The sequence below is a fragment of the Nocardiopsis sp. CNZ308 genome, assembly GCF_004217075.1.
In genome coordinates, this window is the sequence record NZ_SHKJ01000001.1 from 4,326,691 (window position 1) to 4,341,180 (window position 14,490).

The 14,490-nt window shown below is 73.7% G+C and carries 12 protein-coding genes and 1 pseudogene; 10 read left to right on the plus strand and 3 right to left on the minus strand.

What is annotated here, in order from left to right:
• Positions 1-131 precede the first annotated feature (131 nt).
• The 9 genes and pseudogenes from EV372_RS18670 (at position 132) to EV372_RS18710 (ending at position 8,229) form a co-directional block, all read left to right on the plus strand.
• A complete protein-coding gene (locus EV372_RS18670) occupies positions 132-1,112 on the plus strand; it encodes a prepilin peptidase (RefSeq protein ID WP_130397021.1) in 981 nt (326 codons plus the stop codon).
• A gap of 44 nt (positions 1,113-1,156) precedes the next feature.
• Complete coding sequence (gene aroC / locus EV372_RS18675; RefSeq protein WP_130397022.1) at positions 1,157-2,338, plus strand: chorismate synthase; 1,182 nt, start codon at positions 1,157-1,159, stop codon at positions 2,336-2,338.
• Positions 2,339-2,666: 328 nt separating this feature from the next.
• A complete protein-coding gene (locus EV372_RS18680; protein ID WP_041552348.1) occupies positions 2,667-3,179 on the plus strand; it encodes a shikimate kinase in 513 nt (170 codons plus the stop codon).
• Positions 3,176-4,275 (plus strand): annotated as a pseudogene (aroB, locus tag EV372_RS18685) (3-dehydroquinate synthase). The gene EV372_RS18680 and the pseudogene aroB overlap by 4 nt, the downstream one beginning before the upstream one ends.
• 136 nt (positions 4,276-4,411) lie before the next feature.
• Positions 4,412-4,975: an elongation factor P gene (gene efp, locus EV372_RS18690; protein WP_130397023.1), complete on the plus strand. Its 564-nt coding sequence runs from the start codon at positions 4,412-4,414 to the stop codon at positions 4,973-4,975.
• Positions 4,975-5,388, plus strand: coding sequence for a transcription antitermination factor NusB (gene nusB / locus EV372_RS18695; RefSeq protein ID WP_013151931.1), 414 nt, complete (start codon positions 4,975-4,977; stop codon positions 5,386-5,388). Before efp ends, nusB begins: the two co-directional genes overlap by 1 nt.
• 60 nt (positions 5,389-5,448) lie before the next feature.
• On the plus strand, positions 5,449-6,237 hold the full coding sequence (locus EV372_RS18700; RefSeq protein WP_019607049.1) for a methyltransferase domain-containing protein: 789 nt from the start codon (positions 5,449-5,451) through the stop codon (positions 6,235-6,237).
• 83 nt (positions 6,238-6,320) lie between these two features.
• Positions 6,321-7,574 carry a DNA polymerase IV gene (gene dinB, locus EV372_RS18705; RefSeq protein ID WP_013151933.1) on the plus strand — a complete coding sequence of 418 codons (1,254 nt, stop codon included), beginning with the start codon at positions 6,321-6,323 and terminating at the stop codon, positions 7,572-7,574.
• A 244-nt stretch (positions 7,575-7,818) separates the two neighbouring features.
• Positions 7,819-8,229 carry a DUF3040 domain-containing protein gene (locus EV372_RS18710; RefSeq protein ID WP_013151934.1) on the plus strand — a complete coding sequence of 137 codons (411 nt, stop codon included), beginning with the start codon at positions 7,819-7,821 and terminating at the stop codon, positions 8,227-8,229.
• Between the two features lie 319 nt (positions 8,230-8,548).
• Here the strand turns inward: EV372_RS18710 and EV372_RS18715 are convergent, their stop codons facing one another.
• Genes EV372_RS18715 through EV372_RS18725 form a run of 3 tightly spaced genes read right to left on the minus strand, consistent with a single transcriptional unit; the run spans position 8,549 to position 13,254 of the window.
• Positions 8,549-10,951 carry a transglutaminase TgpA family protein gene (locus tag EV372_RS18715; RefSeq protein WP_130398992.1) on the minus strand — a complete coding sequence of 801 codons (2,403 nt, stop codon included), beginning with the start codon at positions 10,949-10,951 and terminating at the stop codon, positions 8,549-8,551.
• An 8-nt stretch (positions 10,952-10,959) separates the two neighbouring features.
• Positions 10,960-12,201, minus strand: coding sequence for a DUF58 domain-containing protein (locus tag EV372_RS18720; RefSeq protein WP_165436003.1), 1,242 nt, complete (start codon positions 12,199-12,201; stop codon positions 10,960-10,962).
• A 60-nt stretch (positions 12,202-12,261) separates the two neighbouring features.
• Positions 12,262-13,254: an AAA family ATPase gene (locus EV372_RS18725; RefSeq protein ID WP_130397024.1), complete on the minus strand. Its 993-nt coding sequence runs from the start codon at positions 13,252-13,254 to the stop codon at positions 12,262-12,264.
• A 533-nt stretch (positions 13,255-13,787) separates the two neighbouring features.
• On the opposite strand from EV372_RS18725, the gene mraZ reads away from it, so the two are divergent.
• Positions 13,788-14,219, plus strand: a complete 432-nt coding sequence (gene mraZ, locus EV372_RS18735) for a division/cell wall cluster transcriptional repressor MraZ (RefSeq protein WP_130397026.1) — start codon at positions 13,788-13,790, stop codon at positions 14,217-14,219.
• The last annotated feature ends 271 nt before the right edge of the window (positions 14,220-14,490 follow it).

The window sequence follows — 14,490 nt, forward strand, 5'->3', positions numbered from 1 at the left end:
GGCCGCTCCGGACCTTCGTCCCGTGCGTGCCCCGTGCGGGCGCGCGGTGCCGCGGCGTCCGCGGACGGGGGGTTTTCCACAGGCCGGACCGGGCGGTGTCGCCGCGGGCCCCGGAAGGGTAGCTTCCCATCATGCCCACCCCCTCGACACTCCTCCTCCACCCGCACCTGTGGACGGCGTCCGTCGCCGTCCTCCTCGCCCTGCTCGGAGTGGTGGTGGGCCGGGTCAACGGCCGCCTCGTCCACCTCTTCGGCCCCGCCAACCCGCCGCCCGCACCCGCCTCCCGCGGTTCGCTCACGCCCTCCGCCGACCGGCACGTCCAGCCCGCGCGCGACGACGCCACCGCGGTCCCCGACACCGGGGAGGACGTGCACGGCGGGCGCCGGATCCCGCCGGAGGACGACGAGGGCCCGCCGCCGCCCCGCTGCCCCCACTGCCGCGCCGAGCTGCGCTTCCTGCGCTGGTTCCCGGCGGTGGAGTCCCGGACGTTCCGAAGACGGGGGGCCTGCCCCCACTGCGAGCAGGTCGTCCGGTCCCACCCCGCGGTCGTCGTCGTGACCGCCGCGCTCTTCGGCTGCGTCGGCCTGTGGGCCACCCTCCAACCCCACTGGTTGCCGTTCGGCGTGCTGGCCGTGCTCTGGCTGACCGCCGTCGGCGTGCCGCTGGCCGTCATCGACCTGCGGGTCATGCGCCTGCCCGACGCCGTCGTCCTCCCCGCCTACCCCGTCGCCGCGGTCCTGATCGGGCTGGCCGTCCTGCTGCCCCCCGAAGGGCCCGACACCGACCGGGCCGCCGGGGCGCTCGCCGGCATGGTCCTGGTCACGGTGCTGTACTGGCTGCTGTGGCGGGTGCACAGCGCAGGGTTGGGGTTCGGCGACGTCAAGCTCTCCGGGCTCACCGCGCTGTACGCGGGGTGGGCGGCGGGGACCCTCGGCGCGCTGGTCGCCGTGTTCTGGGCCTTCGCCGCCTTCTCCTTGGTGGGGGTCGTGCTCATGGCGCTGCGGCGGCTCACCCGCAGGGATCCCTTCCCGCTCGGTCCGTTCATGCTCGCCGCCGCGCTGGCCACCGTCCTGACGGGAGGAGCGCTGTTTCCACAACTTCCACAACCCTGAACCCGGCGCGCCACCGCGCACCGATCCGTGAAAGGATCGTGCACATGTTGCGTTGGCTGACCGCGGGGGAGTCCCACGGACCCGCACTCGTCGCGATTCTTGAGGGCCTCCCGGCCGGTGTGTCCGTCACCTCGGACGACATCGCCGCCGCGCTGCTCCGCCGTCGCGCCGGGTACGGGCGGGGTGCCCGGATGAAGTTCGAGAAGGACCAGGTCTCCGTCATCGGGGGCATCCGACACGGCCGTACCCAGGGGGGTCCGGTCGCGATCGAGGTCGGGAACACCGAGTGGCCCAAATGGGAGAAGGTGATGTCCCCCGACCCGGTGCCCGCCGAGGAGCTGGAGAGCGTGGCGCGCAACGCGCCGCTCACCCGGCCCCGTCCCGGCCACGCCGACCTGGTCGGCATGCAGAAGTACGGCCACGAGGAGTCGCGGCCGATCCTGGAGCGCGCCAGCGCCCGTGAGACCGCCGCCCGCGTCGCCATCGGCGAGGTGGCGCGCCAGTTCTGCCGTCAGGCCCTGGGCGTGGAGATCCTGAGCCACGTGGTGTCCATGGGGCCCGTGGCGGTGCCCGAGGACGCCCCGGAGCCGCGCCCGGAGGACCTGGCCGCGATCGACGCCGACCCGCTGCGCTGCTTCGACGCCCAGACCAGCGCCCGCATGGTCGAGGAGGTCGACGACACCAAGAAGTCCGGTGACACCCTCGGCGGCGTGGTCGAGGTGCTGGCCTACGGCCTGCCGCCCGGCCTGGGCAGCCACGTGCACTGGGACCGGCGCCTGGACGCGCGCCTGGCCGGTGCGCTCATGGGCATCCAGGCGATCAAGGGCGTGGAGGTCGGCGACGGCTTCCGCACCGCCGCCCGTCGCGGTTCGGCCGCCCACGACGAGATCGAACCCGGTCCGGACGGCGTGCGCCGCCGCACCAACCGCGCCGGAGGCGTCGAGGGCGGTATGACCACCGGCGACCCGCTGCGCGTGCGCGCGGCGATGAAGCCCATCGCGACGGTGCCCAGGGCGCTGGACACCATCGACATCGAGACCGGCGAGCCCGCGCAGGCCAACCACCAGCGCAGCGACGTCACCGCAGTCCCGGCCGCCGGTGTGGTCGCCGAGGCGATGGTCGCCCTGGTGCTCGCCGAGGCCGCCGTCGAGAAGTTCGGCGGCGACTCGGTCGCCGAGACCGCGCGCAACCTCAGGGGTTACCTGGACGCGCTGACCATCCGCTGACCCTCGGGCCCGGCCCCCATGCCGGAGCGGTTGTCCACAGCCGCGTCCTCGGGGCTGGCGGGGCGGGGACGGAAGAAGCCATACTGGGTTCGGGGGCGGACGACGCGCCCGTGAGCGACGAAGTCGCCCCCGAATCCGAGAGTAGAGGCGGACCGAACATCCGCACCAGCGGTGTGGCCCGGCCTGTGGACAACCCCGTCTCCCCTGACTCGCGTTTTCGAGGTCTGCTAGACAGGAAGACGCACGTAACAGGGCGGTACCTCCCGCGCACGCGGAGAAGGAACCCACGGATCACCTAGGCAGGCAGAACGTGGCAAAAGCGATCGCGGTGCTCATCGGTTCGCCCGGATCGGGCAAGTCCACCGTCGGAGAGGCCCTGGCGGGGCGCCTGGGCGCCGACCTGTTGTGCACCGACACCGAGGTCGAGAAGCGCGCGGGCAAGCCCATCGGCGACATCTTCGTCGAGGACGGCGAGGAGCGCTTCCGCGCCCTGGAACGCGAGGTCGTCGCCGAGGGACTGCGCGCCTGGGAGGGCGTGATCGCCGTCGGCGGCGGCGCGGTCCTGGACGAGGACACCCAGCGCGACCTGGCCGGGCACCACGTGGTCTACCTCCAGGTGGAGTTCGGCGAGGCCGCCAAGCGCGTGGGCATGGACGTGGCCCGCCCCCTGCTCGCGGGCAACCCCCGCACCCGGCTGCGCCAGCTGCTCAACGAGCGCCTGCCCGTCTACGAGCGCCTGGCCAGCGTCACCGTGGAGACCACCGGCTACCACCCCGAAGAGATCGTCGACGCCATCCTGCCCTCGCTGGCCGGACAGGACTCCGGAAAGGCCCAGCAGTGACCGTGACCCGGATCGGTGTGGGCGACTCCGCCGGCCGCTACGACGTGGTGGTCGGCAGCGGGGTCCTCTCCGAACTCCCCTCCCTGGTCGGCGACGCCGCCCAGGTGGCCGTCATCCACCCCGAGAGCCTGGACGGGATCGCCCGCCCCGTGGTCGGCGCCCTGGAGGCCGCCGGTTACCGGGCGCACTCCATGCCCGTCCCGGACGGCGAGGCCGCCAAGACCGCCGCCGTCGCCGCCGACCTGTGGTCCCGGCTCGGGCAGCGCAACTTCACCCGCAGCGACGCCGTGGTCGGCGTGGGCGGGGGAGCCGCCACCGACCTCGCCGGGTTCGTCGCCGCCACCTGGCTGCGCGGCGTGCGCTCGGTCCTGGTGCCCACCACCCTGCTCGGCATGGTCGACGCCGCCGTCGGCGGCAAGACCGGCGTCAACACCCCCGAGGGCAAGAACCTCGTCGGCGCCTTCCACCCCCGGCCGGGGTCCTGTGCGACCTCGCCACTTTGCCGAGCCTGCCCCGCGCCGACTACATCGGCGGCCTCGCCGAGATCGTCAAGGCCGGGTTCATCGACGACCCCGTCATCTGCGACCTGGTCGAGGACGACCCCGAGGGCGCGGCCGAACCCGGGGGCAGGCACACCCGCGAGCTCATCGAGCGCGCCATCCGGGTCAAGGCCGACGTCGTCTCCGGCGATCTGCGCGAGAGCGGCCGCCGCGAGATCCTCAACTACGGCCACACCCTGGGCCACGCCATCGAGCGGGCCGAGAACTACACCTTCCGGCACGGCTACGCGGTCTCCATCGGCATGGTCTACGCCGCCGAACTCGCCCGCCTGGACGGTCGTGTGGGCGACGACCTGGTCCAGCGCCACCGCTCACTGCTCTCCTCGGTCGGCCTGCCCGTCTCCTACGCCCCCGAGGCCTGGCCCGAGCTGCGCGCCGCCATGAGCGTGGACAAGAAGGCCCGCGGGGCCACCCTGCGCTTCGTCGTCCTGGACGGCCTGGCGCGGCCCACCATCCTCAGCGGCCCCGCGCCCGAACTGCTGGACGAGGCGTACCGCGCGGTCACGGGCGGCACCCGGGTTCCGCGAAGCCACTAGACTGCACACAGGCGACGTGCGCACCGGCGCGCCCGGGGAGCTCCCCGAGGTGCCCGGGCCCGGCCCCACCGAACACCGACCGGGCCCCGCGGGGGTCGGTCCCCGACGTGTCAAACCCCTGGGAGAGACGACCGAAGTGGCCACGACGAACGACATCAAGAACGGCACGACCCTGCGGCTCGACGGCGGCGTCCTCTGGAACGTCCTGGAGTTCCAGCACGTCAAGCCGGGCAAGGGCGGCGCGTTCGTCCGTACCAAGCTGAAGAACGTCCTCACGGGCAAGATCGTCGACAAGACCTTCAACGCCGGGTCCAAGGTCGAGTTCGCCAACGTCGACCGCCGCGAGATGGAGTACCTCTACCACGACGGCGAGTCCTTCATCTTCATGGACACCAGCACCTACGACCAGATCCCGGTCCCGGAGGCCGTCGTCGGCGACGGCAAGAACTTCCTGCTGGAGAACACCAAGGCCACCGTGGCCACCAACGAGGGCAACCCCCTCTACATCGAGCTGCCCCCCGCCGTCGAGCTGGAGATCACCCAGACCGACCCGGGCGTGCAGGGCGACCGCTCCACCGGCGGCACCAAGCCCGCCGAGGTCCAGACCGGCGCCACCATCCAGGTGCCCCTGTTCATCACCACCGGCGAGCGCGTCAAGGTCGACACCCGCACGGGCGACTACCTCGGACGAGTCAACTGATGAGCGGAGCACGGCGCAAGGCGCGGCGGCGCGCGGTCGAGGTCCTCTACGAGGCCGAGGTGCGCGCCACCTCGGTGGAGGACGTCATCCGGCGCCGGCGGGCCCAGCCCGAACCGCCGATCAACGACTTCACCGAGAGTCTGGCCCGCTCGGTCGACGAGCGGCGTGAGCGCATCGACGAGCTCCTGGACACCTACGCCATCGGCTGGACCCTGGAGCGCATGCCGGTCGTGGACCGCAACATCCTGCGGATGGGCGCCTACGAACTGCTGTGGGCCGACGACATCCCGGACGGTGTGGCGATCGCCGAGGCGGTCGGCGTGGCCAAGGAGCTGTCCACCGACGAGTCCCCCAACTTCGTCAGCGGACTCCTGTCCAGGCTGATGGAGAACAAGTCGACGCTCTCGCTCTAGGGCGCGACCGTTATCGGCGCTCGGGGGACCGCCGGGGCAACGTGGATTGAGGGAACGCAGGTGACTGACAGGACCAGCGTGGCCGCGGGCGGCGGCCTCGGCGCGAGCGGGGCGACCGGCCCGGGGCGGGCCGCCAACGCGGCCCGGACCGCGGTCGTGTGGGACGCCCTCGTCGGACTGCTGGACCGGCTCGGGGACGGACCCCTGGAGATCGTCGACGCGGGCGGGGGCACCGGCGGTGCCGCCGTCCCCCTGGCCGAACTCGGCCACCGGGTGACCGTGGTCGAACCCAGCCCCGACTCGCTCGCGGCCCTGGAGCGCCGCGCCGCCGAGCGGGGGGTGTCCGTGCGCGGGGTCCAGGGGGAGACCCGCGACCTGGCCGCCCTGTTCGCGCCGGCCAGCGCCGACCTCGTCCTGGTGCACAACGTGCTGGAGTACGTGGACGACCCCGCGGCGGCGCTGCACGACGTGGTCGGCATCACCCGCGAGGGCGGTGCGGTGAGCCTGCTGGTCACCAACGCGGTCGCCGGAGCCCTGCACCGCGCGCTGGCCGGGCACATCACCGAGGCCCACCACCTGCTCGGCGACCCCGACGGACGCTGGGGCGAGGGCGACCCGATGCCGCGCCGTTTCACCCGCCAGCAGGTCCTGGAGCTGATCGGCCGGGCCGGACTGTCCGGGGAGAGCGTCCGCGGCGTCCGCGCGTTCGCCGACCTCGTGCCCGGGCACGCCTGGGAGGGCGACGCCCACGCCGGACAGCACCTGGTGGAGCTGGAGAGGGCCGCCGCCGAGCACCCCGAGCTGATCGGCATCGCCACCCAGCTGCACGTCGTCGCGCACCGCTCCTGAACCCCGGTACCGGGGGCCGGGTCGCCCCCGGCACGGCATAACCTGGCTGTATGAGCCGACGCCAACTGGAACGCGGCGCCGCGATGCGGGGGATGGTCTCCCCGGAGGGCATCGCGGCGCTGGACGCGGACTTCCCCGCGGACGGCTCCGGACCGGACGGCGACTGCCACATCCTGCACCTGGACATGGACGCGTTCTTCGCGAGCGTCGAGCAGCTGCGCCACCCCGAGGCTCGCGGACGCCCGGTCATCGTGGGCGGTACCGGCCCGCGCAGCGTGGTCTCCTCCGCCGACTACCTCGCCCGCGCGCACGGCGTGCACTCGGCCATGCCCATGGCGCGGGCCCTGCGCCTGTGCCCGGACGCCCTGGTCTTCCCGCCCGACGGCCGCGCCTACCGCCAGGCGTCGGAGGCCGTCATGGACATCCTGCGCTCGGTGACGCCGCTGGTGCAGCCGCTCTCCCTGGACGAGGCCTTCCTGGACGTGTCCGGCGCGCGCCGCCGCCTGGGCGGGCCGGTGCGCATCGCCGCGATGATCCGCGAGCGGGTGCGCCGGGAACAGCGCCTGACCTGCTCCGTGGGCGTGGCCGCCACCCGCTTCACCGCCAAGCTCGGCTCCACGCACTGCAAGCCCGACGGCCTGCTCCTGGTGCCCACCGCCCACGTGCGCGGTTTCCTGGACCCGCTGCCGGTCGGGGCGCTGCCCGGAGTGGGGGACCGGACCGAGCAGACCCTGGCCCGGCTGGGCGTGCGCACGGTCGGGCAGCTGGCCCGCTACGAGCCGGACCTGCTGCGCATGGAGCTGGGCGACAAGGCCGGGACCCGTCTGGCCGAGCTGTCCCGGGGGGTGGACACCAGCCCGGTCGTGCCCGAGTCCCCGGACAAGAGCATCGGCTCGGAGGAGACCTTCGACGAGGACGTGGCCGATCCCGAGGTGGTGGACCGCGAGCTGCTGAGGCTGGCCGAGAAGGTCGGGCGCCGCCTGAGGGCGTCGGGGCAGGCGGGACGCACGGTGAGCGTGAAGCTGCGCCGTGGCGACTTCTCCACCATCACCCGGGCGCGGACCCTGGCCGAGGGCACCGACGTGGCCCGCGAGATCAGCGCCGTCGCCCGTGAGCTGTACACCGCCTCCGGGTTGCGTGGGGTGCCGCTGCGCTTGGTGGGGGTGCGGGTGGAGGGGGTCATTCCGGTGGAACAGGTGCACCGCCAGTTGGCACTGGGGGAGGAGGAATCGGGTTGGAGGGATGTTGAACGGGTTATGGACCGCGTAACGGCACGTTTCGGGCCGGGCGCGATACAGTCGGCCGTGTTGGCCAAGCGTGACGAAAACGACGTATGATGCGGCAACTTCCGGGGCCCTCGGAGCGTTCCCCAGGGTAGGACCGGAATGAGGGTAAGAAGAGAGGCATGGAAGCCGGTGTTTCCGATACAGGGCGAGGGTATCGTGGCCCGTGGTGGTCAGGTACGCACGCAGCTTTTCTTTCCACCGGGCGCTAGCTCATCGTATTCTGGGCATACCACTGACCAAGAGACTGTTCTTCAGTACCCGTCACCCCAACCGGGGACTGCCGTAGGGAGGCGCCGTGCCGCTCTCTGAACACGAGCAGCGCATGCTCGACCAGATCGAGCGGGCGCTGTATGCCGAGGACCCGAAGTTCGCGAACACCGTTCGGCAAACGAACCCCGCGGTCCATTACAAGCGCTGGATCATCAAGGCCGGACTCGGTTTCGTCGTCGGTATCGTGCTGCTGATGACGGGGTTGATGCTCCAGTCCACAGTCGCCCAGGTCGCCATCAGCGTCCTCGGTTTCCTCGTCATGCTGCTGTGCTTCCTGTGGGGCGCCAACGCCTGGCGCAAGGCCTCCGGGAGCGGCGGTGCCGACCAGGGCGTCGCGGTGGCGGAGCCCAAGCAGAAGCGCCGGGGCGGCAGCCGTCCCGGCATGATGAATCGTTTCGAGGAGCGCTGGCGCCGTCGCCAGGAGGGTGAGGAGTAGGACCCCGGTCCCACACCCCCGGCGGTCGCGACCGGCCGTGCCCCGTCGGGCGGGGATCCCGGAGGGGATCCGCGCCGGACACCCGGTTCCCCGTGGTGGGCCCCGCACAGTGGTGCGGGGCCCACCACGTTTTCCAGGCGGGGATCGTGGTTCCCCGGAGGCGTCCGAGGCTGGCGCGGTGCACGGGAGAGGTGCCGTCGTCGACCGCCCCGGGACAGGGGGCGGCGTCCGCGCGGCGGGCGTACCGGCGGGGACACCGCCGCTACCGCTGGGGCGCGACCCCTCGGGTCAGCACAGCCGGGGCGGCACGTCGCCACAGCTAGGGCGTCACGGGCTCGGGGTCGGCCGCGCGGCGCGGACGGTGCCACGGGGCCAGCGACCGGGGCAGCAGCACCGCGCGGACGCGCGTTCCCGCGCCGACCACACCGGTCAGCCCCGCCAGGGCCGTCCGCAGGTCCTCGCGCAGCCCTTCCGGGACCCGGGGCGAGGGCGCGTAGCGCGCCTCCTCCTCGGCCAGGGCCAGCCGCCGCAGCGCCGCCGCGGCCTCCGGCGGCACCGGACCCGGAACGGCCCCCGACATCAGCCCCGCCGGGGCCGCGTCGGGCCGGGGCGCCGGACCGGAACCGGCCAGGCGTTCGGCCGCGGCACGCGGGCTCTCCGCCAGCGACCACGCGCCGCCCAGGTCCAGACAGGTGTCCCGCAGCTCCCGCCACGCGGTGTGCGCGCTTGCCGCTCCCGCGCCGCCGGTCAGCGACGCCGTCCGGGACCAGCGGGTCAGGGCGCGCACCAGCGCGGGCAGGGCCAACAGCAGCAGCACACCCGCGGCGGCGCCCGCCGCGGGCAGCCACGACAGGTCCGGGCCGCCCCGGGTGTCGTCGCCCGGGGCGGCCACCGACGAGGAGGGTTCGCCCCCGGCCTCCTCCTCGGGGGCCTCGCTGGGCTCCCCGGCCTCCGCGGTGGCCTCGTCCCGCGCGGACTCCGTCTCCTCGGGCGAGGGCTCCCGCGTCTCCTCCGCGGCCCCGTCCGGGTCGTCGGCGCCCACCTGTCCGCCCCGGGAGTAGTCGGGCACCGACGCCGAGCCCTGCCCCCCGGCGGAGGAGGGGGTCGGCTCGAACCGCACCCAGCCCGCGCCCTCGAAGTACAGCTCCGGCCAGGCGTGGGCGTCGCCCACGGACACCGCCCAGCGGCCGTCGCCCTGCTGCTCGCCCGCGGTGTAGCCCACCGCCACCCGCGCCGGGATGTCCGCCTGCCGGGCCATGACCGCCATCGCCCCGGCGAACTGCTCGCAGTAGCCCACCCGGTCCCCGAACAGGAAGTGGGCGAGCGGGTCGGCGCCGTCGGGCACCGCGGGCGGGGACAGGTCGTAGGTGAACTCGCCCCCCGTGAAGTGGTCCTGGATCGCCACCGCCCGCTCGTAGGGGCTCCGCGCGTCCTCGGTCAGGTCCTCGGCCAGCTCCCGGACCCGCGGGTCCAGGCCGCCGGGCAGGTCGAGGAAGTCGCCCGGCAGCGACCGCGGGCTGCCGCTGTCGGCCAGCTCCTCGACGGACGGCTCCCTGCCCAGGGCCCGCACGGTGAAGTTCAGCCCCGTGGGCGCGCTCTCGGTCGTGAACACCACGTGGCTCGCCGGGTCGGCGTACCACTCCCCGGGCACGTCCACCGTCCGCGCCCAGTACGGCAGCGGCAGGAAGTCGATCCCGGGCGCGTCCGAGTCCATCGAGATCCGCGTGGTCACCGCGTCGCCGGAGGGCTCCGAGCCCCACCCGGTGGGCAGCGGCAGCTCCCCGTCGACCAGGGTGTCGCCCGAGGCGCTGACCGGCGTCATCGTCCAGTTCGCGCCGTCGAACTCGTCCAGCACGTACGTGCGCAGGTAGTCGGGCCGCTCGGCGTCGGTCCGGTAGGTCAGCACCGTGCGGTCGGAGGAGGAGGCCAGCTCGCGCCGCAGCGAGACCAGCGGGTGCGTGGTGGTGATGCGGTCCCCGCCGGTGCCGATGTAGGTGCCGTCGGCCATCGTGTGGAGCACGTCGGTGCGCAGCGACGGCACCGCGAGCGGCACCGTCAGCGCCAGCAGCACCGCGGCGGCCGAGGCCGCCGCCACCGTCGTCGCCCTGCCCACCGCGCCCAGCACGCGGGCCGAGGGGTCGTGGCCGTCGGGGACGCGCACGCCCCACTCGCGGCCGCGCACCCACACGTCCACCGCGAGCAGCAGCAGGAAGCCGACGGCGCCGCTGGTCGCGGCCGGCCAGCCCAGTCCGGCGTCGTCCACGATGAGCGGGACCGCCATCAGCACGGCCACCAGGGCGCCGACCATCCCGGGGCAGCGCGCGGTCACTGCCAGGAAGTCCGCGACGATCGCGAACAGGACGAACACCAGCGCGATGATCAGCATGACCCCGGCGGTGGAGGAGACCGGGGGCGTGCTGGTGTCGATCGTCTCCAGGCCCTCGTCGAACACCCGCAGCAGGTGCGCCGCCGTGTCACCGGAGGGCAGCAGCCCCAGCGGCGCGACGTGTCCGGCGAACAGCGGCGTCATCAGCAGCGCCGCCGCCAGCACCTGGAGGAACGGCACCGCCAAGGAGCTCCAGCCGCTGAGGCGGTACAACGCGGACACCCCGCCCGCCGCCGCCGTCATCACGAGGGCCGGGACCCACCAGGCCTCGCCCCGGACGAGGCTGTCCAGCAGCGGCAGCGCCATCAGCAGGCAGGCCAGGGTGGCCAGGGGCATCAGTGCTCTCAACGCGGACCCTTCCGAGGGGTGTGCGGCCCGGCGGCGGGAGCGGGAGCCCAGGCGCGGCGCCACAGGTCGGGCAGTTCGGCGGCGGAACCCAGGACGAGGACGCGCCATCCGGCCGCGGTCAGCACGTCGTGGACCCCGCGCAGGGTGTCGGGGCCGGGCCAGGCGGCGTGCGCGCACAGCACGGCCACGCGCACGCCCCGGCCGCCCGTGCGGGACAGGGCGGCGGCCTCCTCGGGGTCCAGCGCGCCCAGCACCGCCACGACCAGGCCGGTCGCTCCGCGGGATTCGGCCAGCATGCCGATCCCGCCGAGCAGCCCGGGGGTGTCGGAGGGCTCGGCGACGGCCAGGCTGTCCAGCACGCCCGACGCGCTCGTGGTCGGGACCCGGCCCCGCTCGGTGTGCAGGCGCAGCTCGTGGCCGCCGTCGAGCAGGTGCACCGCCACCGAGGCGGCGGCGCTCACGGCGGTCTCCAGGGATCCGGTGGGCCCCGGGTGCCCGTGCGCCCCGCTCCGCGTGTCCAGCAGGACCGCGCTGCTCTCCCGCGAGTGCTGTTCGTCCCGGCGCACCATCAGCTCACCGTGCTTGGCGGTGGACCGCCAGTGCACCTTGCGCAGGTCGTCGCCGTACCGGTACTCGCGGGGGACGGGGTCCTGCTCCCCGGCGCCGCTCATCGAACGCCGCGGCGAGTCCTCGCCCTTGGAGCCGTCGGCGGCGCCCAGCGCGGTCAGCGGGACGGTCACGGGGGTGACGAGCAGGCGCGAGGGCCCGCCCACGTCGCGGCTGACCCGCACGCACCCCAGCGGGTCGGTCACACCGACCCACAGCGGGCCCACCGGGTAGTCCCCGCGTACGGCCGGGCGCACCAGGTAGGCGACGTCGCGTACGGCGCGCGGACCCAGGTAGCCCACCGTGTAGCGGGGTTCGCCGCCCAGCGGCACGGGCAGCGTGTCCCGCACCGACAGCGCGGCCACCGGCCAGGTCCGCGAGGAGTTGCCCACACGCAGTTCCACCCGGGCGTTGTGCCCGGCCGGGATGCGCACGGGGGACAGGGTGCGGCTGTGCACGACGCGGGAGGCGGCCCCCAGGACCGTCAGCGCCGACAGCGGCGGTATCACGGTCAGCAGCACGCCCAGGCCCACGACCTCGCGCTGTCCCACGACCAGGCCGCACACCAGGGCGGTCAGGCCGAGGACGAGCATGCAGACGCCTCGTGCGGTGAGGGTTCGGTGCGGGCGCATGGACCCTCTCTCGGGGGCGGGTGCGTACGGGGCGGGGCGGAGGGCCGCGGGCGCCGGGGTCTACTGCGGGCCGGGCACGGGCAGGCGCGCGACCAGCTTGGCCACGATCTGCTCGGGGGTCAGGCGCTCCATCTGCGCCTCGGGGCCGGGCAGCAGCCGGTGCGCGAGCACCGGCACGGCCAGGGCCTGCACGTCGTCGGGGACGACGTAGTGCCGTCCGTCCAGGGCGGCGTAGGCGCGGGCGGCCTGCACCAGGTGCAGGGTGGCCCGCGGGGAGGCGCCCAGGCGCAGTTCGGGGCTGGTGCGGGTCGCGTTGACCAGGTCCACGACGTAGCGGCGCATGCCCGGGGCCACGTGCACCGTGCGCACCCGGTCGGCCAGGTCGCGGACCTGGGCGGCGTTGGTGACCGGCGTCAGGTCCTCCAGCGGCGAGCTGGAGCTGTGCGAGTCGATCATGTCGAGTTCGGCCTGGGGGGCGGGGTAGCCGACCGAGACGCGGGCCATGAACCGGTCGCGCTGGGCCTCGGGGAGGGCGTAGGTGCCCTCCATGTCGCCCGGGTTCTGGGTGGCCACCACCATGAACGGCCGTTCCAGGGCGCGGGTCTGGCCGTCCACGCTCACCTGGCGTTCGGCCATGCACTCCAGCAGGGCGGCCTGGGTCTTGGGCGAGGCGCGGTTGATCTCGTCGCCCACCACGATGTTGGCGAACACCGGGCCGGGGTTGAACTCGAACTCGCGCCGGTCCTGGTGGTAGACGCTGACACCGGTGATGTCGCTGGGCAGTAGGTCCGGGGTGAACTGCACGCGCTGCACGGAGCAGTCCACGGCCCGGCCCAGGGCCTTGGCCAGCATGGTCTTGCCGACGCCGGGGACGTCCTCGATGAGCAGGTGGCCCTCGGCGAGCAGGACCGTCAGCGCCAGGCGCAGCACCTCCGGCTTGCCCTCGATGACCGTCTCGATCGCGGCGCGGACGCGGTCGGCCACGGCGACGATCTCACCGACGTCCCCCTGGACGTCGTCCCCCCGACCGCCGTGGTGTGTACCGAGTGACACCAGACCCCTCCCGCTCCCTGTGGCTCCGCGTGTCGCTGTTCGGAACCGAGGCTAAGCCCATTCCAACCGATTGCAAACCAAAGCGCCGGAATCAGCGGCCGATGGGTTCCAGGAATGGTCAAAGAGGCCAAAGGGCTCCAATCGCCCTTCTGATCCTCGGTGGCGGCGCCGGTGCGGGACGAGAGCGCGGAGCGTGGGGAGGGCCCGGCTCCGACCGGCCGGGACACCGCCCCGCCGGTCCGACACGCCGGGCCGCCCGACTGGTGTCCGCCCTGTCCTTCCGCGTGCGCGCACGCGGGCACGCGCGCGGTGTCGCCGCAGGTCGTCGCGGCCCCCAGGATCCCCTTCTCCGCGACACACCCCGGGCCCTCCACCTTCCCCCACCACCACGGACAACGCTGTGACCTGCGCTTTCCGGATCCCCAGTGGGCGCAAAAGCCGGAAAGATCTGTTGACGGTGGGGAAGAGTGGAGTAAGGTGGGGCACCGTGGAGAGGGTGAATTCTCCACTTCGAGGGTGAGGGAGGTGGAAGTGTGTTCCTCGGCACCCACACGCCCCGGCTCGACCAGAAGGGGCGGCTCTTCCTCCCCGCGAAGTACCGCGACGAGCTGTCGGGGGGTCTGGTGATCACCAAGGGCCAGGAACGCTGCCTCTACGTCTTCCCGACGGAGGAGTTCCGGCGCATCACCGACGCCCTCGCCACCACCCCGGTCACCGCCAAGGCGGTGCGCGACTACAGCAGGGTCCTCTTCGCCAGCGCCTCGGACGAGAACTGCGACAAACAGGGCAGGGTCACCATCCCGGCCAAGCTCCGCGACTACGCGGGCCTGGAGCGGGAGTGCGTCGTGATCGGCGCCAACACCCGCCTGGAGATCTGGGACTCCGGGGCGTGGTCGGACTACGAGGCCGAACAGGAACCCGCCTTCGCGCAACTGTCGGAGGAGGTGCTGCCCGGGGTGCTGTGACCCCGGCGGAAGCACCGCCGGGCCGACCAGCACACAGTCCACACCCTCGCAAGCCGGAGTCCGGCAACGGCCTCCGGGCGCGGTCTCCACGAGCTGGCGCGACTTCCCCGGTGCCAGGTCGTGAGCGCGAAGCCACCGGAAGGTGGACAATAGCGGCCGTGTCCGGAGGCCCGCCGGAACCCGCCGGGCCGTGCCAAGGACACCGTGGAGCGCACCGACCGCGGCGCTACCGCGGCGACTCGGGGGGAGACGGCGACAGCGTGGAGGAACA